We start from the raw sequence: 16,733 nt of genomic DNA, 5'->3' as shown, positions 1-16,733 counted from the left end.
TTATGGCAATGGCAGCACTAGGCTTGTTTGTCTTTCAATTAAATACAACGCCTTACCAGATGATGCAAATTAACCAAAAATACCGTTATGGCGTGAATAATCGTGTCGGCAAACGCCCCGCAGTTCAATTTATCGGCCTTGATAATGACGATATCACATTAAGTGGCTCATTATTTCCGTCACTGACTGGCGGCAGACTGTCATTACTGGTATTAGAGCAAATGGCAGAAACGGGAAAAGCATGGTCGCTGATTGATGGCTCAGGCACCATTTACGGTATGTTTGTAATTGAAGAAATCACCCAATCGAAAAGTATTTTTTTTGCTGATGGCTCGGCCAGAAAAATTGATTTTACGCTGAAATTAAAACGCACGGATGAATCGCTGTCTCAAATGTTTGGCGATCTAGGTCAGCAGCTCAATGATATTCGCGGAGCCTTACCGCTATGAGTTTTTTAACCAAAGATGAACTAACCCCTGCATTTGCGCTTGCGGCCGGTGGTGAAAATATTAATAGTCTAATTCAGGGGCGTTTAATGTCATTAACCATGACGGACAATCGCGGCTTTGAAGCTGACCAATTAGATATTGAATTAGATGACAGCGACGGAAAGCTCGCCTTACCTAAACGTGGAGAAACCTTATCATTGCATCTTGGTTGGAAAAACGAACCGCTGATCTACAAGGGTACATTTACGGTTGATGAGGTTGAACATAGCGGCGTGCCAGATAAGCTCACGATCCGTGGTCGTAGTGCGGACTTCCGCGACACTTTAAACGTCAAGCGTGAGCAGTCTTACCATCAAAAATCGTTGGGCGATATTGTCCGCACCTTGGCGGAACGCAATAAGTTAAAGGCGGTTATTGATGAAAAATTAGATAAAATTAAACTCGCTCATATCGACCAAACCAACGAATCGGACGGCTCATTTCTCACACGAGTGGCGAAATCCGAGGGGGCAATTGTTGCGGTTAAAAGCGGAAACTTACTGTTTATGAAACAAGGTCAAGGGCTCACCGCAACTGGCCAACCGATTCAAACTATGCACATTACTCGCTCAGTCGGTGACGGTCACCGCTTTTCACTGGCTGACCGTGGTGCATACACCGGTGTTATTGCTAACTGGCTTGACACACGTGAGCCGAAAAAGAAAAAAGCAGTGACGGTAAAGCGTAAGCGAAAAAGCAAACAACCTACAAAACCCGCCGAACCGAAAGAAAAACAAGGGGAATATTTAGCCGGCGAACAAGGAAATGTTCTCACGCTTTCTCATACCTACGCCACGAAAGAAAATGCCGCCCGAGCCGCAAAAGCCAATTGGGAAAAAATCCAACGTGGTGTTGCGTCATTTTCGATTCAACTCGCGGTTGGTCGTGCAGATCTCTACCCTGAAATGCCTGTCACCGTTAGCGGATTTAAACCCGAAATTGATAACGCGGACTGGACATTAACGCGAGTCGTTCATTCACTGAATGACAGTGGTTTTACAACCGCATTAGAGTTAGAGGTGAAAATCTCGGATTTAGATATAGCTGACGAATAATTTTTTAGACTGTATAAAAACACATGATATAATTCACATAACATCAACATCATGACAAAAGGTAATCTATCATGATGAATTGTCCCGAATGCGGTCATGCTGCACACACTCGTAGTTCCTGCCAAGTTTCATCCGAAACCAAAGAACGTTATAACCAGTGCCAAAATATTAATTGTGGTTGCACATTTGTCAGTCACGAATCAGTGACAAAAATTGTTGTTAAACCCGCACATGTTAATGTTGTTGAGCCGCATCCGAACAAATACCAACAACCCTCTTTAGCATTATAAAAAAAAACGCCCTCAATATGAGGGCAAAGAATTATTTACTAACGTTTATTAACTCATCAAAGAAATTATAAAAGCCTTTTTTGTTGTGGTCATCAAAGCGTAATTCGTTAAACTGCATAGTAAATGAGCAGTTATTATCCGTTAATTCGCTTAATGAGTTTATTGGGATATATTTTTTAACAATATCTAGCGCTTGTTGTTTGGTAATAGTCGTTGTGTATTCAGGGCTATTTTTGAGTTTCTTACCATCAGAATAGACAAGATATGAAGTTACTGTAACTTTATCATTTAGAGTATTAATAAAGGCGCGATAAATACCATAGATAATAGCTCTTTTAGCAATAAAATCCTTCACATCGGGAAAATCATCATCAGCTGCTTGCGGAGATATTATAACATTTAATGGATTTTCACTGATAATGTTAAGGGTATGCTCTTCTTCTGTGTAGTCATTAAAGTAAGTCATTGCTGCTGCGAAATCTGGGTAAACTTCGTTTTCTTTTGTACAAAGTTCATTGTTTTCTTGTGTCACGGGAAGTACCTCTGATTGGTTTTGTTTGGCTTGCATATTTTGCGGCTGGGCATGTTTTTGTTCGTTTATAGACATCTGGTTTTCAATTTGGTTTTGTGTATCAGAAGAGGGGATGAAAGCTATAAATATGGACAGTAAAATAAGAAAGCTTACTGAGTACACAAGAGAAGATTTTGTTCTATTGGGCATGAGTACACATTTGGGTTTTATCAAGCCGACAATAAAAGCAATTAAAGCTATAAGAGTCAGTATAAAAAATAAGTTAGCCATGAATTCTCCTTTTAGTGAGTGACGTGCTTAAATTAGATTCTGGTTTGAATGATAAGTAAAGCCCCTCATTTTGAGGGGTTGATGGGTCAATAATGGTCGATGTGGACGGAACGTGGACAGTGTGAATTATAAAACATTAGATAACAATAAGTTATAGTTAAATAATGAACACCATCCCTGTCTTTTATAGCCCCTGTTAGGGGCTTTTTTTTTATCGCAACACTCGCTTTTGATTTATAGTTGTTAGCTATAGTTAGCAATTCAATCAGGGTCGCTATGATAAAATAACGTATCCATCAAAAGCAGGGTTCACCTTATGATTCAGATATTAACAACACAAGATTATCGCAATATGCCTTGGAAAAATGGCCAAGGTTCAACCCTTGAAGTGGCTCGTAGTCATGGTGAGGGTTTAGATGACTTTGATTGGCGAGTGTCGATTGCTGATGTAAAAACGGCGGGGCCATTTTCTCATTTTATGGGGCGGCAGCGTATCATTGGTGTACTAGAGGGGGATGGGCTTATTTTACATGTCGATAATAATGCGCCAGTTGCACTAAAATCTAAATCATTCTTTGCTTTTTATGGTGAAAGTGACGTACATGCCGAACTAATTAACGGCCCCATTCGTGATTTTAACTTGATTTATAACCCTGAAAAATATGCCGCTCGGTTACAATGGGTTAATTCAACGTCAGCTAATTCTTGGCATAGTGATGCCAACGAAATTTTAATATTTAATAATAGCCATAGTTTAAATATGGAAATCAATTTAGAAAACGTTTATTTAAATCAATCTGAAACCTTATTGGTTAAAGGGAATGAGCGGGTCTTGAATTTTAGTCTTGAACAAAATAAGGAAAGTGATTTTTGTATAATTGAGTTATTTATTAGGTAGTTGCAATTTATGATGACTCTATATTCGCATATTTTCTGTGAATTAAATGTTTAAAGTGTTATTTGTCAGAACAATGTTCTGACAAATTTGCAATTTTAATAAAAACATTATCAAATTCATATATTGAATAATTATGGCTTTATTCCTATTGTTATTTTCCGCAGAATTTATAGGCTTTAGCATTACTAAAAAATATAATACTTATATATTCTAAAGGAAAAATGTTCTATGAAAATGAAGGCACTTGTGGCGGTCGCTGTTTCTGCTGTCATCTTAACGGGCTGTAAAAACTTAGACCAAGGGATGCTGACTAACTCTGGTATGCAGTTATTCCAAGCAGCAACATTGAGTGATTCAGATGTTAAACAGCTAAGCGATCAATCTTGTAAAGAGATGGATGCACAAAACAAAATTGCTCCTGCTTCTAGCAAATACGCTAAACGTTTAGATAAAATCGCAAAAGCACTGGGTAATGAAGTTGACGGTACTCCAGTAAATTATAAAGTTTATCTGACTAGCGATGTGAATGCGTGGGCGATGGCAAATGGCTGTGTCCGTGTATATAGCGGCTTGATGGATGTTATGAATGATAACGAAGTCGAAGGCGTTTTAGGCCATGAAATGGGCCACGTTGCATTAGGTCATACACGTAAAGCTATGCAAGTTGCATACGGTGCCGTAGCAGCACGTACAGCAGCGGCATCAGTGGGTGGCGTTGCAGAACAATTAAGTGCATCTCAATTGGCTGCTCTAGGTGAAAAACTGGTTAATTCTCAGTTCTCTCAACACCAAGAAAGCCAAGCAGATAACTTCTCTTATGACCTGCTGAAAAAACGTGGCGTTAAGACGGAAGGTTTAGTGACTGGTTTTGAAAAACTAGCCAAAATGGGTAGCCAAGAGACAAGTATGTTTGACTCTCACCCACCATCAAGCGAACGTGCGCAAAATATTCGTGACCGTATTGCGGCCGACAAAAAATAATTATTAATTTTGTCTACTCAGTGTAGCGGCGTAAATACATGCCGCTACACCTTTGTTATTCCCTGCTGTTTGTCTTAGTATCGCTGTCCTTATATTATTTGATGATATAAATCAGAACTTACCCCGTTGTACTCTTGTTATTGACTCTCTATCTTAACCAATTAACGATATTCAGTTTTTTTCGTAATTTTGCAGTTTTACTTGTGATAAAACGCTAGCAAGGAAAAAAGATGGAAAAAGTGCAGAAAATTTCTCTTCTCGCGAAGGGAATGGGCATGTTGTTATCGGGAACTTGTCGTTTATTAACAGGCGTTCGTACTCGTTGGGTGGGCTGCCAGCCATCAATGACCCCCCGTATTTATTATGCAAACCACTCAAGCCACCTTGATGGCCTAGTTATTTGGTCTGGTTTACCCCCTCTTATGCGCCATTTTGTTCACCCTGTAGCGGCGAAGGACTATTGGGATAAAACACCTTTTCGCCGCTATCTTGTTAATAAAGTATTTCGTGCAGTATTGGTGGAAAGAAAAGGGGACAAACCTGCACAAAATGCTATTTTGCAACCGCTTGAGTCGGTATTGGATGCTAAGCATTCTTTGATTTTATTTCCTGAAGGGACAAGGGGTGATGGCGAAACGTTGAGCCAATTTAAAAGCGGCCTTTATCACCTTGCGAAAAAATACCCTGACGTTGAAGTGGTTCCCGTGTATTTGGAAAACTTAAATCGGGTATTACCTAAAGGCTCCAAACTTGTTGTTCCAATAATTTGTTCTGCAATGGTGGGTCAGCCATTGGCACCTCTAATGGAAAATGAAAATAAAACGGTGTTTTTGCAACGCGCAAAAGCAGCACTTGAGGAGTTGATGCCATGAGTATTTGGGACAGTGAGCTCGTTTTATTATTATCTGGTGTATTTGGTATATTAGTGTTTGCGAGTGTGATCGGCGGCATTTTAGCTTATCGCTATTCTGGTGAGAAAAGTAACCCAACCATTGATAACTTAAATGCGCGTATACGTGCATGGTGGGTTATGTGCATTATCTGTGTGCTTGCCGTTGTGTTAGGTAATATTGGTGTGGTGATCTTATTTGCCTTGATATCATTCTTCGCACTAAGAGAGTTTATTACGTTAACGCCAACACGTAGAAGTGACCATGAAGCCCTATTTTGGTGCTTCTTCGTGTTCATTCCGTTGCAATACTTGCTTGTTGGTATTGAATGGTATGGGTTATTTTCGATTTTTATTCCTGTTTTTGTCTTTTTGTTTTTACCGACCCGAATTGCCTTAGCTGGGGATACTTTTCATTTTCTTGAACGTACCGCTAAAATTCAATGGGGAATGCTAGTCGCTGTTTTCTGTTTAAGCCATGTTCCTGCTTTGTTGATGTTAAATATTGAAGGTTATGAAGGGGAAAATGCAAAATTATTACTTTTCTTGATCATCGTGACGCAGATTTCAGACGTGCTTCAATATGTATTTGGCAAACTGATGGGTAAGCACCCTATTGTGCCAAAACTTAGCCCAAACAAGACGATAGAAGGCTTTGTCGGTGGCATTTTATCTTCTGTGTTGATCGGGATATCCCTTTATTGGGTGACACCTTTTAGCTGGTGGGTTGCCGGGCTGATGTCATTAGCGATCACGATTATGGGGTTTGTTGGTGGTTTATGCATGTCAGCGATTAAGCGGGATAGCGGAATTAAAGATTTCGGCGCTATTATTGAGGGGCATGGGGGGATGTTAGATAGAATTGACTCACTGTGTTTTGCTGCTCCAATTTTTTTCCATTTAACGCGATATTACTATACATAAAGGTATTTCGTTTTCGTTTTTGTTCGTTTATTCAAAAGCACCGTAAGGTGCTTTTCTTTTGTTTGACAGATACAGCATAGGATGAATTTAAGTGTTATCATCAATACTTAATTTTTATTTCAAACTAAGATGCGATCTAGGGCTATAGCTGGTTAGTCTAGGGCATTACATTTATTTAGTGCTGAAATATTTACCTATTGGGGTCATCAGCTAGAATTATGTAAACTAGATCACAATAAAGCATAAAAGCTTGATGGAAAGCAGAGGCATAATCACCTATTTGCCGTATTATTTGCTAGGTGAATCAATTCAGCTTTGTAGTTAAACGCAGTTAGCACGAAAAAATTAAGTAACTCAATGAGTTTATAGATTTGCAATTTTATATTCATTAATCAGAGGTCATCATGGTCAAGCAGATTAAAAGAATTGGGGTTTTAACGAGTGGTGGTGACGCACCGGGCATGAATGCAGCGATCCGCGGCGTGGTACGCGCAGCGCTAGGCGAAGGCTTAGAGGTCATGGGTATCTTTGATGGGTACCTCGGGTTGTATGAAAACCGAATGAAACAATTAGACCGATACAGTGTGTCGGATATGATTAACCGTGGTGGTACTTTTTTAGGTTCAGCACGTTTCCCACAATTCCGTGATGAAAAAGTGCGCGCTGTTGCGTTTGAAAATCTGAAGAAAAACCATATAGATGCATTAGTGGTTATCGGTGGTGATGGTTCATATTTAGGGGCTAAGTCACTGACAGAAGCTGGTTTCCCGTGTATTGGCCTGCCGGGGACAATCGACAATGATGTCGCGGGTACGGATTACACTATCGGTTATTTTACTGCGCTTGAAACCGTTGTTGAAGCGATTGACCGCCTACGTGATACCTCAACATCCCATAAACGTATTTCTATTGTTGAAGTGATGGGGCGCTATTGTGGTGACTTAACGCTATCCGCAGCCATTGCCGGCGGTTGTGAGTTTTTGGTATTACCAGAACAGGAAATGGCATTTGACCGTGAAGAGCTGTTATCAGAGATTAAACGCGGCATCGAAAAAGGCAAACGCCATGCGATTGTAGCTATCACTGAGCACGTTTGTGATGTTGGTGAATTAGCAAAATATATTGAACAAGAGACGCATCACGAAACACGTGCGACGGTTCTTGGCCATATTCAGCGCGGTGGCTCCCCAGTGGCTTATGACCGTATTTTAGCTTCTCGCATGGGGGCTTATTCAATACAGTTGCTGCTTGAAGGCTATGGCGGGCGTTGTGTTGGTATCCAAAATGAGAAATTAGTACACCATGATATTATTGATGCTGTAATGAATATGAAAAGGGTCTTCAAGAAAGACTGGTTCGATACAGCGAAAAAATTGTATTAATCCCTCTGTAATTGCAAATCTCTCCTGCATGGTTGGTTTCTACTGTGCAGGTTTGATGCTATTTTTCGCCCTAGACAGCTAGGTTGTTGAGTTAATATTCGTTTTGTAGTCTTGTTGCGACCCGCTTGTTTTTTATTCTACATATTCCCCATACGCATAAGTTTTTCTTTTTAATTATTTCTCGTAATTGATTCTATCTGTCAGCCTCTTCCTTATCTAAAACTTGATGGGGTAAAAGATGACGCATTCATGGCAGGTGACAAAGTCTCGATTGGCAGCAGCGTTGCTATTAGTATTAACTACAGGCACTTGGGCGAAAAATATTCAGTTGTTGAATGTATCTTATGATCCAACCCGAGAGTTTTATCAACAATATAATCAGGAGTTTAGCGATTATTGGAAAAATAAAACCGGCGATAGTGTGACTGTTCGCCAATCTCATGGTGGGTCAGGTAAGCAAGCGATATCGGTGATGAATGGCTTAGAAGCAGATGTGGTGACATTGGCATTAGCTTATGATGTGGATGCTATCGCGCAAAGTGGCCGTATTGATAAAGACTGGGCCAAAAAACTTCCTGATAACTCAGCTCCTTATACATCGACTATTGTTTTTTTAGTCCGCAAAGATAACCCCAAAAATATCCAAGATTGGGATGATTTAATTCGTCCGGATGTTTCTGTGGTGACGCCTAACCCGAAAACATCTGGGGGGGCTCGTTGGAATTATTTAGCCGCATGGGGCTATGCCTTAGATAAAAACCAACAAGACTCTGAAAAAGCAAAGCAATTTGTAAAGCGGCTCTATCAAAATGTTGAAGTATTAGACTCCGGCGCTCGTGGTGCAACGAATAGCTTTGTTGAGCGTGGGATCGGTGATGTATTGATAGCTTGGGAAAATGAAGCGTTACTCGCTATCAATGAATTAGGGGAAAATGGCCAGTTTGAAATAGTGACACCCAGCATTTCTATTTTAGCTGAACCAACAGTCGCTGTGGTGGATAAAACCGTTGATAAACGAGACCGCAGAGTTGTTGCTGAAGCTTATTTAGCCCATTTATATTCCTTACAAGGGCAGGAAATCGCTGCGAAAAACTATTATCGCCCACGAAATAGTGAAGTTGCTAAAAAATATCGTCAGCAGTTTCCTGAGCTTAAATTGCTGACCGTCGATGAAAGCTTTGGCGGATGGCAGGCGGCACAAAGCACGCATTTTGCCAATGGTGGGGTGTTTGATGAAATTATTCAGCGTTAATACGTTTTATATTTCACACTGTAGTGCTGTTGGCTACGTTGATTAACCACTGGTGTATGCATCTAGGGGATGCTTAGCGCGAACTATTTTGAGTCTAACTAATAATCAGTGGGATATCATTCCTAGCCTGTGAGGGGCAGACTAGGAATGAGGTTAATTTATTGCCACTGATATTTCACACCTAATTGGCCAAGATAGAAGGTTTGGCGGTTGTTGCTTCCAGAGGTGATCCCTGCATTTTTAGGGTTTTCCCAAGTGCTTGGCTCAACGGCGAAGCCACCCCAAAGAGTGAGTTTTGGTGTTAAGTTATAGAAAACTTGAGTCCCGACGCGATAGCCATCCTTCACTTTTTGCGTTGTACGTTTGTTACTATCATAGTTATGTTCATTTAAATAGTAGCGAAAATAGGGCATAACGCTCCAATCTTGGTTGAGTGTTATTGGGAAGTAGCCGCGAATTTGGTTTTGTTCCCACGTCTTATTGAAGTCTTTATCCCATGTCCAGTCGGTATACATATACACTTTTGCGGTTGCAGAATCATTGATTTTATAGACTAAACCGTGTTCAGACTCCCACTCATAACTATTCGCTGCATGGAAATTATCGTAGTGGTATATCGCATCCCAGAAGTTAAATGCCCATTTGTCGTTAAAATTATAGGTTCCACTAGGCATTAACCAAAACATGGTATTCGATGGGCGTGCTTGTGTACCCGGTGCAGAATCATTTGATTCTTTTCGGTAAGTTACATTTAAGTTGAACTGCCCAATATCACTTGAATACATTTTTCGCGTTGCACCAATTTGTGTACGGTTACGAATAAACGAATCTTTTGAAGTTGAAAAGTCGTGGTTATAGCTACGTAATGATTCCTTGTGCTCAAGGAAAAAGCTCCATTTTGACTCTGGGTTAACTAAAAATAGCTGGCCTATCATGCTGGTTTTATCAAAAACTTTGCGATCATTAGTATTATGGTGGCCTTCAAATTTTTCGAGTTCCATATATACGTTAGAAGATATTCGCCAATAATCATTGTTTACTGGCTCTGCCGCAAAAGCAGATGCTGTTAGCCCAGATAGTGCGGTAAGAAATAAACCATTCAGTGAAGTTTTCATTTTAACCCTTTATTTTTTATGTGTTTTTTATTTTTAGTGCCGTTATGACGGGCGTGAGTATCTAGCCTTTATACCGTGGAGGTATAAAGGCTAATTTGTTAATAAGAATTAATATGTGGTGTGGTAGTTTTCACCATGACCATAAGGGAATAGGATTTTGTCCCCTTGTGGGTTTTTGATATTGACGGGGAGCAACCCTTGAGGTGGGTTTAGAGGTTGTGCAGCGCGGTTAGCAAACAGCGTACGTAGCCCGCTACGGATATTAGTTTCCAACGAATTGCGGTTATTATTAGTCACATCGAAGCCAGTGATCCCATAAATAGCAATGTTAGCTTTAACATCATTTAAATAGGCAATGTCATATGGATTACGTGAAGAAATAACAACAAGCGGTATATTTGCGTTATTAGCAGCATCAATAATTAGCTGAGCATTTGTTGGGGTATCTTTCAGGTTATAGGTTGTCAGTAAAATTAAATCTTGTTTTTTAACGATATCTCTAGCCTCGCTTTTTGATAGCGTATTTTCATTTAGTTTTATTACATTGTCGCTGCTATTAATGATTACGTCTGTTTCTTCCGCAATATCACTTAACTGTTTCTGGATTAACGCATTACGTGGTTTTTCATCAGAAATAACTAAGATACGGTTTTGAGGTTTTAACTGGTAGGGCAGAATATTATCATTCTTAATTAATGTAATTGCTTGTTCAGAAACCATATTTTCTAGGTCTTTATGGCTTTTAGACGCTACAATTTTTTTAGCCTCAGTGAGGTTAATAGGCTGCGCCGTAATTTCTTGTTGAAGTTTTTTCAAGACGACTCGTTTTGCCGACTCATCAATACGTTTTTTTAACTCAGGGTTTTTCGCCGCTTGTGTTTCTAAGTAACGATACATGTTATCTAGGCGTGTAATTGCTTCTGTATCCCACATCTTTATTGGCATTAATACAATATCGGAACCCGCTAACAGCGATGTTTCGACGGCCCAATTAATGTCAAAGTTGTCAGCTATTGCCCCCATGTCCATTGCATCAGTGATAATTAGCCCATCATACTTTAGCTCATCGCGTAAGATACCGTGTAAAATAGGTTTGGATAAGGTTGCTGGGGTGCCAACTTTTTTCCCCGCCAACGTTGTGATTTTATGGTCATCAAGGGCAGGGACAATAATATGAGCGGTCATGACCGCATCTGCGCCATGTGCTAAAGCATATTTAAATGGGGCGAGTTCAGTAGAATGCCACGTTTTTGTATCAGAATTCACCACAGGTAAATCAACGTGGGAATCGGCGGAAACATTACCATGTCCTGGGAAATGTTTAATAGAAGTCAGTAGGTTATATTTATGTATCCCTTTTATATAGCTGGTGGACAATGTTTCAACTAGGTTTTTATCATCAGAATACGAGCGGACACCAATCACAGGGTTATTTTGGTTGTTATTAATATCAACGACAGGGCCAAAGTTGATGTTAAACCCAAGGCTAGATAACTCATATCCGTGGATCATCCCTGTCAGTTCAGCAAGTGCCGGGTTACGAGTCGCGCCTAAGGCCATATTTCCCGGCATTTCAGTCCCAACTCTCAAGCGTGTTACATATCCGCCTTCTTGGTCGGTGCCGATAAATAAGGGTAAATTACTACGAGATGATTGTAATTGATTAATAAGTTCAACGGTTTGTGGTGTATCTATTAAGTTTTCACGGAATAAAATAACAGACCCTAAATGGTATTGGTTGATCACTTTAGAGACTTCATCATTCATAGCAAGGAATGGGGCTGGGTCACCATTGCTATCGTTATTCCAATATCTGAAATCCAACATAAATAACTGGCCGATTTTTTCTGCTTCAGACATGTTATTAACGATTTCTTCAGCTGATTTCTGTTTATTTTTCCATAAATCATTGAGCTGGGCTTGTGTCATTGGGTCGGCGATTGACCATGCACTGAAAAGGCATGCAGCCAGTAAGGTAAGCTTTTTCATATTATTTTCTCTAGGTTATTTTTCGAGGAATAATAAGTGCCAAAATTTATTTATGATGTGAGAAAAATCACAGTTGATACTATTCTTCATTTTAAGGTAATGGGAATAGCGAGGAAATAGTGACTTAGATATAGCAGATTCATTTGTATGATATTAAACAATAATTATCCCGGAATAGTTTATTATTACCTGGAATAATTTCATTTTGGTATTATTTCGTTGTGTGACCTAAGCCTTAAATATGGTTAAATAGTATATATATCTTTGTATCTTGTTTATGCTTTATTGTTTCATCGGGCAATTTAGTTTTTATTTGATTTAATTTTATAAAATTAGTAAATGGCGAGCAAAAATATTAAAGCCACATATAAAAGCAACGTGGCTTATTTTTCTGTAAAAAATAACTAAGCCCTATGAATTAAGGGTTACCAAGTATATTTTACCCCAATTTTTCCAAGATAGAGTACTTGTTTATTATTATCGCCAGAGGTGATGTCATTCTTTTTAGAATATTGCCATGTAGTGGGTTCGTAAGCGGCACCTCCCCATAACGTTAATGAGGGAGTAACATGGTATTCCACATCAGCACCAATTCGGAAACCATTTTTAGCTTTTTGCGTTAAGTAATGGTTTTCATCATAAGTGTGTTCGCTTAAATAGTAGCGAAAGTAAGGTGTAAACTGCCAATTGTCATTAAGAGTAATGGGAAAATATGCCCGAAGCTGTGACTGCATAAACCGGTCACTGAAACTGTTATCCCATAGTTTATCTATATAAACGGTTAGTTTGGCTTTCAATGCATCGGAATGTTGATAAGTGAGACCATATTCTGTTTCTGCTTCATAACTATTGGAATTAAAATAGTTACTATAGTAAAGATAAGAAAGCCAAAAATTAAATGACAAATTATCGTTAAAATAATAGTTACCTGATGGCGTTAATGCATATAAGCGATTTGATGAGCGAGCTTTGGTGCCTGGAGCAGAGTCATTGGATTCTTTACGATAGCGGAAGCTAAGGTCGAGATCAGATTGTTTTGATTTAACCAATTTCTTTGTGATATCAAATTGGGTTCGGTTGCGAATATAAGCGTCCCGAGATGGGCTAAAATTACGCCCATGGTTTCTTAATGATTCCCTGTGTTCTAGAGCAAAATGCCAGTCTGATGCGGGGTTGGTTAGCTTTAATTTCCCAACAGTGCTGATTTTGTCGTAGACTTTATTGTTGAATGCATCACGTTGACCGCGATATTCTTCTATTTCTAGATAAACATTGGTTTTTATATGCCAAGCATCCTGTTTTTTTTCAGAAAAGCAAATAGTCGGGAATATAATTATGATGCTATAAATTAGACTAACTATATATTTCATATTTATCCTTTATGATGAGATGAATAATCATTGTTGATTTTTTAAGTTGGATAAATCTGAATTATATTTTATTTTTAGTCTACTGTTATTATTTGATTTATGAGGAATGATATTTGTAATGGAAAAGAGTAATGATATTTAATTAATTGATTTTAATGGTTTTATTTTTACTTTGTTTATATTTGAATGTTGTCTTAATTATGCTATCTGGTTTTTCTTAATCATTTGTTTATTAATTAATTTGAAGATTAATTTTAATTGTTTTAAATTTAAATAACTTCAGGTTTTAAATCTAAAGCTATATTTTATTATGTGAACAAAAAGTATTATAAAGTATTTAATATATTCCATTAAATATAACTATTATCTAATAAAAAACCGCCAATAAATGGCGGTTAAGAATAAACATGAATAACCTAATAAGGTTATTTAGTTTTTTTCGCTTCAGCTGCTGCTTTTACAATGACTGCAAATGCGTCAGCTTTTAGTGATGCACCACCAACTAAAGCGCCGTCAATATCTGGTTGAGTAAATAACTCAGCAGCATTACTTGCATTCACAGAACCACCGTATTGGATGATCACTTGCTCAGCAATTGCAGCATCTTTTTTCGCAATATGAGTACGGATAAACTTATGAATTGCTTGTGCTTGGGCTGGAGTTGCGGATTTACCAGTACCGATAGCCCAAATTGGTTCATAAGCAATTACTGCACCTTCGAATGCTTCTGCGCCTAATGAATTCAGTACAGCATCGATTTGGCGAGCACAGACTTCTTCAGTTTTACCTGCTTCATTTTCTGCTTCTGTTTCACCAATGCACAGAACTGGGATTAAACCTTGTTCTTTTAATACAGCGAATTTTTTAGCAACAAATTCATCACTTTCATTGTGATAGGTACGGCGCTCTGAGTGACCAATAATAATGTACTTGGCACCGACATCTTTCAGCATTTCAGCAGATGTTTCGCCTGTGAATGCGCCAGACAGGTTAACGTCAACGTTCTGTGCACCTAATGCAATACGGCTACCTGCCAATGCATGTTTAGCTTGAGTCAGGTAGATTGCTGGTGGCGCAATTGCTACATCGCAGCCATCAACGCTGCTAAGTTCATTACGCAGACCTGCGATCAGGTCATTGACCATATGGGTGCTGCCGTTTAGTTTCCAGTTACCCATTACCAATGGATGTCGCATGTTGTTTCCTCCAACCAGAGAGTTTGAATGATTAATCAATAAGTTATTCATTACGCGCTGATGTTGTACGCGCAACGTGACAGTTTTGTCGCCATTCACCTTTCGTATTATAAGAACAATAGATGATAATAGCTTTGCTTTTTATCATGCTTATTCTGAGAGCGTGATCACTACCCGTTTAGGGCGTTTGTTGTTCTAGCTTAATCGGTTCAACAGCAAAAGTAAGCACATTATTGTCACTTTTTACTAAAATATACCTCAATACCCCGAAGCGAGCTTCTTCAGCCCGGTTTGTGTTTTTGTCTGCCATAATTTTATTTAATGCCTCAGTGAGTTCAGGAGCTTTATCAAGTGGGACATCGGGGGCAAATTGGTGGATAATTGCGATGGTATAGCGTTCCATTAACTGTTGGTTTGCTTGTGCTTCTTGGCTATTTTCTGCGGGGAGTAGCGTAATTTGTAAGCTCTTAATTTTTTCGCTTCCACGCTCTAAAACCGCGGATGAGTATATGTATTGGTTTATACGAGAAGCTGCCCGAATATAAGGTGCGGAAATGTCTTGGCTGGCAATCACTTTATATTCGTGAAGATATAAATCTTTATAAGTTTGGTTAAATTGATTGCGCAATTTAGGAATGGTGAGGTCAAAAGAAGGGGCATCAGGAGCTAAATAGGCGACTTCAACGTCGGTATCTGGCATTGTTGGCACTTTCTGAGCCAAGACCAATTGTGGCACACTAAGCGCAAAAATGGTTATGATGGCGTATATAGAACGAAATAAGGTTTGGGGCATTTTTTTGACACTCATTCTTTGGGTTTTCATATTGTATCAGGATTATAGGTAATGACATTACAACAATGGGCTTTTTCCTTCAAAGGTCGTATCGGTCGCCGGCCATTTTGGGTAGGTATTGCCGCCACTTTTATTTTAATAACGGCTGTTGCACTATTACAAAATGTATTTTTATTGCCTGAAATATTCTCTTTAGTTTTCTTTATTGTATTACTTTATCCCCTAGCAGCGATTTTTGTGAAGCGTTTACATGACAGAGGTAAGTCAGGGGGCTGGTTCGGGTTAATCGTACTCGCATTTGCCCTGTTTTCGATAGATGTCAGCCAATTTGAGCCGATATGGCAATGGGGAATAGGCCGTTTTTTACCTTTGCTAATTACCATGATCATGGTTTTAGATTGCGGCGCTTTTTTGGGAATGGAAAGTGCGAATCAGTATGGTGAGAAAACAGAACCCGTTGAGTATCTATAGCGTGAGGCTATGGAGCCAAAACTACCCTGAGCATCTCTCAGGGTAGTACTTTTACATGATTGCTAACGTTGCGGGTCTATTGGGCCTGTTTACCAGTATTGTTCACTAGAAATATGGCCGGGTTTTCGGCGTAGGTGCTTAACCATCCCGTGGCTATTTTTCAGCATTTCGCGCGTATCTCTTACCATCTCAGGGTTACCACATAACATGACATGGCAGGTATCAGGAGAAAGGGTTACACCCACTGCATTCTCTAGCGCATGGCTTTCAATGAGAGCGGGGACACGCCCATGGAGAGAGTTTGAGCACTGTTCACGGCTCACGACAGTGACAACCTTAACTTTCCCATGAAATTGTTGTTCTAAAGCTTTCATGAGAGGCAAATAGCTTAAATCTTTTGCAAAACGTACTGCATGTAGCAAGATGATATTATCAAAACGCGCTAAGTCTTTACCTTCTTGTAAGATGGATAAAAACGGCCCGATGGCAGTTCCGGTTGAAAGCATCCATAAATTTTTGCATTCTGGTATTTCATCCAAGACAAAAAATCCGGCAGCTTCATCCGTGATTTGTAAGGTATCGTTAGGCTTTAATTTTGCAAGTTGTGGGCTTAATTTCCCTCCAGGAACAATCACAAAGTAAAATTCAAGCCGGTTATCGCTCGGTGCGTTAACGTAGGAATAGGCTCGTTGAACTCTTTCTCCCTCGATTTCCAGTGCTAATTTAGCGTATTGTCCGGCTGTAAAAGGTTTAATTGGCGCCTCAATGACAAGGCTAAATAATGCATCAGTCCAAAATTTGGCTTCAATGACTTTCCCAGTTACCCAATTTGCCATAA

At 39.3% G+C, this 16,733-nt stretch carries 17 protein-coding genes; 10 read left to right on the top strand and 7 right to left on the bottom strand.

The features are described from left to right. Positions 1–2 precede the first annotated feature (2 nt). The 3 genes from RB151_RS21610 to RB151_RS21600 all read left to right on the top strand — a co-directional run bounded on the left by RB151_RS21610 (position 3) and on the right by RB151_RS21600 (position 1,833). On the top strand, positions 3–449 hold the full coding sequence (locus RB151_RS21610; RefSeq protein WP_071548729.1) for a phage tail protein: 447 nt from the start codon (positions 3–5) through the stop codon (positions 447–449). Next, entirely contained in the window at positions 446–1,543 is a 1,098-nt protein-coding gene (locus RB151_RS21605; RefSeq protein ID WP_071548728.1) for a phage late control D family protein, read from the top strand. Before RB151_RS21610 ends, RB151_RS21605 begins: the two co-directional genes overlap by 4 nt. Positions 1,544–1,614: 71 nt before the next feature. After that, the gene (locus RB151_RS21600; RefSeq protein WP_071548727.1) at positions 1,615–1,833 is read left to right on the top strand and encodes an ogr/Delta-like zinc finger family protein; all 219 of its coding nucleotides are present in this window, start codon (positions 1,615–1,617) and stop codon (positions 1,831–1,833) included. A 31-nt stretch (positions 1,834–1,864) separates the two neighbouring features. Here the strand turns inward: RB151_RS21600 and RB151_RS21595 are convergent, their stop codons facing one another. After that, the gene (locus RB151_RS21595; RefSeq protein WP_071548726.1) at positions 1,865–2,635 is read right to left on the bottom strand and encodes a hypothetical protein; all 771 of its coding nucleotides are present in this window, start codon (positions 2,633–2,635) and stop codon (positions 1,865–1,867) included. A 316-nt stretch (positions 2,636–2,951) separates the two neighbouring features. On the opposite strand from RB151_RS21595, the gene RB151_RS21590 reads away from it, so the two are divergent. From RB151_RS21590 to RB151_RS21565, 6 genes are all read left to right on the top strand, one after another. Next, the gene (locus RB151_RS21590) at positions 2,952–3,533 is read left to right on the top strand and encodes a HutD/Ves family protein (protein ID WP_042846692.1); all 582 of its coding nucleotides are present in this window, start codon (positions 2,952–2,954) and stop codon (positions 3,531–3,533) included. Between the two features lie 228 nt (positions 3,534–3,761). Continuing rightward, positions 3,762–4,514 carry a M48 family metallopeptidase gene (locus tag RB151_RS21585; protein WP_042846691.1) on the top strand — a complete coding sequence of 251 codons (753 nt, stop codon included), beginning with the start codon at positions 3,762–3,764 and terminating at the stop codon, positions 4,512–4,514. 230 nt (positions 4,515–4,744) lie between these two features. Then, complete coding sequence (locus RB151_RS21580) at positions 4,745–5,386, top strand: lysophospholipid acyltransferase family protein (RefSeq protein WP_071548725.1); 642 nt, start codon at positions 4,745–4,747, stop codon at positions 5,384–5,386. Then, complete coding sequence (locus tag RB151_RS21575) at positions 5,383–6,327, top strand: phosphatidate cytidylyltransferase (RefSeq protein WP_042846689.1); 945 nt, start codon at positions 5,383–5,385, stop codon at positions 6,325–6,327. The genes RB151_RS21580 and RB151_RS21575 overlap by 4 nt, the downstream gene beginning before the upstream one ends. Before the next feature lie 404 nt (positions 6,328–6,731). Next, the gene (gene pfkA, locus RB151_RS21570; protein ID WP_042846688.1) at positions 6,732–7,709 is read left to right on the top strand and encodes a 6-phosphofructokinase; all 978 of its coding nucleotides are present in this window, start codon (positions 6,732–6,734) and stop codon (positions 7,707–7,709) included. Between the two features lie 238 nt (positions 7,710–7,947). Next, the gene (locus RB151_RS21565) at positions 7,948–8,961 is read left to right on the top strand and encodes a sulfate ABC transporter substrate-binding protein (RefSeq protein WP_042846687.1); all 1,014 of its coding nucleotides are present in this window, start codon (positions 7,948–7,950) and stop codon (positions 8,959–8,961) included. A gap of 158 nt (positions 8,962–9,119) precedes the next feature. On the opposite strand, the gene RB151_RS21560 is transcribed toward RB151_RS21565, so the two are convergent. The 5 genes from RB151_RS21560 to RB151_RS21540 form a co-directional block, all read right to left on the bottom strand. Further along, on the bottom strand, positions 9,120–10,076 hold the full coding sequence (locus RB151_RS21560) for an OmpG family monomeric porin (protein WP_042846686.1): 957 nt from the start codon (positions 10,074–10,076) through the stop codon (positions 9,120–9,122). A 108-nt stretch (positions 10,077–10,184) separates the two neighbouring features. Then, positions 10,185–12,065 carry a glycoside hydrolase family 3 protein gene (locus RB151_RS21555; protein ID WP_071548724.1) on the bottom strand — a complete coding sequence of 627 codons (1,881 nt, stop codon included), beginning with the start codon at positions 12,063–12,065 and terminating at the stop codon, positions 10,185–10,187. Positions 12,066–12,490: 425 nt separating this feature from the next. Continuing rightward, positions 12,491–13,435, bottom strand: coding sequence for an OmpG family monomeric porin (locus RB151_RS21550; RefSeq protein WP_071548723.1), 945 nt, complete (start codon positions 13,433–13,435; stop codon positions 12,491–12,493). A gap of 425 nt (positions 13,436–13,860) precedes the next feature. Beyond that, positions 13,861–14,631, bottom strand: a complete 771-nt coding sequence (gene tpiA / locus RB151_RS21545; RefSeq protein WP_042846683.1) for a triose-phosphate isomerase — start codon at positions 14,629–14,631, stop codon at positions 13,861–13,863. A 178-nt stretch (positions 14,632–14,809) separates the two neighbouring features. Continuing rightward, entirely contained in the window at positions 14,810–15,439 is a 630-nt protein-coding gene (locus RB151_RS21540) for a DUF1454 family protein (protein ID WP_181468839.1), read from the bottom strand. Between the two features lie 36 nt (positions 15,440–15,475). Between RB151_RS21540 and RB151_RS21535 the strand changes: the two genes are divergently transcribed. Next, positions 15,476–15,895 carry a DUF805 domain-containing protein gene (locus tag RB151_RS21535; RefSeq protein WP_042846682.1) on the top strand — a complete coding sequence of 140 codons (420 nt, stop codon included), beginning with the start codon at positions 15,476–15,478 and terminating at the stop codon, positions 15,893–15,895. An 89-nt stretch (positions 15,896–15,984) separates the two neighbouring features. On the opposite strand, the gene fpr is transcribed toward RB151_RS21535, so the two are convergent. Further along, positions 15,985–16,731, bottom strand: coding sequence for a ferredoxin--NADP(+) reductase (fpr, locus tag RB151_RS21530; RefSeq protein WP_042846681.1), 747 nt, complete (start codon positions 16,729–16,731; stop codon positions 15,985–15,987). Between the last annotated feature and the right edge of the window lie 2 nt (positions 16,732–16,733).

Origin of the sequence: Providencia rettgeri, from assembly GCF_001874625.1 — a bacterium.
GTDB lineage: Bacteria > Pseudomonadota > Gammaproteobacteria > Enterobacterales > Enterobacteriaceae > Providencia > Providencia huashanensis.
The sequence above is the reverse complement of the archived record's forward strand: the minus strand, read 5'-3'. Positions and strand labels throughout refer to the sequence as shown.

What these genes read in the sequence shown, in the direction of transcription:
- RB151_RS21610 (WP_071548729.1), top strand. Translation starts at nt 3, where the DNA reads ATGGCAATGGCAGCACTAGGCTTGTTTGTCTTTCAATTAAATACAACG.
- RB151_RS21605 (WP_071548728.1), top strand. Translation starts at nt 446, where the DNA reads ATGAGTTTTTTAACCAAAGATGAACTAACCCCTGCATTTGCGCTTGCG.
- RB151_RS21600 (WP_071548727.1), top strand. Translation starts at nt 1,615, where the DNA reads ATGATGAATTGTCCCGAATGCGGTCATGCTGCACACACTCGTAGTTCC.
- RB151_RS21595 (WP_071548726.1), bottom strand. Translation starts at nt 2,635, where the DNA reads ATGGCTAACTTATTTTTTATACTGACTCTTATAGCTTTAATTGCTTTT.
- RB151_RS21590 (WP_042846692.1), top strand. Translation starts at nt 2,952, where the DNA reads ATGATTCAGATATTAACAACACAAGATTATCGCAATATGCCTTGGAAA.
- RB151_RS21585 (WP_042846691.1), top strand. Translation starts at nt 3,762, where the DNA reads ATGAAAATGAAGGCACTTGTGGCGGTCGCTGTTTCTGCTGTCATCTTA.
- RB151_RS21580 (WP_071548725.1), top strand. Translation starts at nt 4,745, where the DNA reads ATGGAAAAAGTGCAGAAAATTTCTCTTCTCGCGAAGGGAATGGGCATG.
- RB151_RS21575 (WP_042846689.1), top strand. Translation starts at nt 5,383, where the DNA reads ATGAGTATTTGGGACAGTGAGCTCGTTTTATTATTATCTGGTGTATTT.
- pfkA (WP_042846688.1), top strand. Translation starts at nt 6,732, where the DNA reads ATGGTCAAGCAGATTAAAAGAATTGGGGTTTTAACGAGTGGTGGTGAC.
- RB151_RS21565 (WP_042846687.1), top strand. Translation starts at nt 7,948, where the DNA reads ATGACGCATTCATGGCAGGTGACAAAGTCTCGATTGGCAGCAGCGTTG.
- RB151_RS21560 (WP_042846686.1), bottom strand. Translation starts at nt 10,076, where the DNA reads ATGAAAACTTCACTGAATGGTTTATTTCTTACCGCACTATCTGGGCTA.
- RB151_RS21555 (WP_071548724.1), bottom strand. Translation starts at nt 12,065, where the DNA reads ATGAAAAAGCTTACCTTACTGGCTGCATGCCTTTTCAGTGCATGGTCA.
- RB151_RS21550 (WP_071548723.1), bottom strand. Translation starts at nt 13,435, where the DNA reads ATGAAATATATAGTTAGTCTAATTTATAGCATCATAATTATATTCCCG.
- tpiA (WP_042846683.1), bottom strand. Translation starts at nt 14,631, where the DNA reads ATGCGACATCCATTGGTAATGGGTAACTGGAAACTAAACGGCAGCACC.
- RB151_RS21540 (WP_181468839.1), bottom strand. Translation starts at nt 15,439, where the DNA reads ATGAGTGTCAAAAAAATGCCCCAAACCTTATTTCGTTCTATATACGCC.
- RB151_RS21535 (WP_042846682.1), top strand. Translation starts at nt 15,476, where the DNA reads ATGACATTACAACAATGGGCTTTTTCCTTCAAAGGTCGTATCGGTCGC.
- fpr (WP_042846681.1), bottom strand. Translation starts at nt 16,731, where the DNA reads ATGGCAAATTGGGTAACTGGGAAAGTCATTGAAGCCAAATTTTGGACT.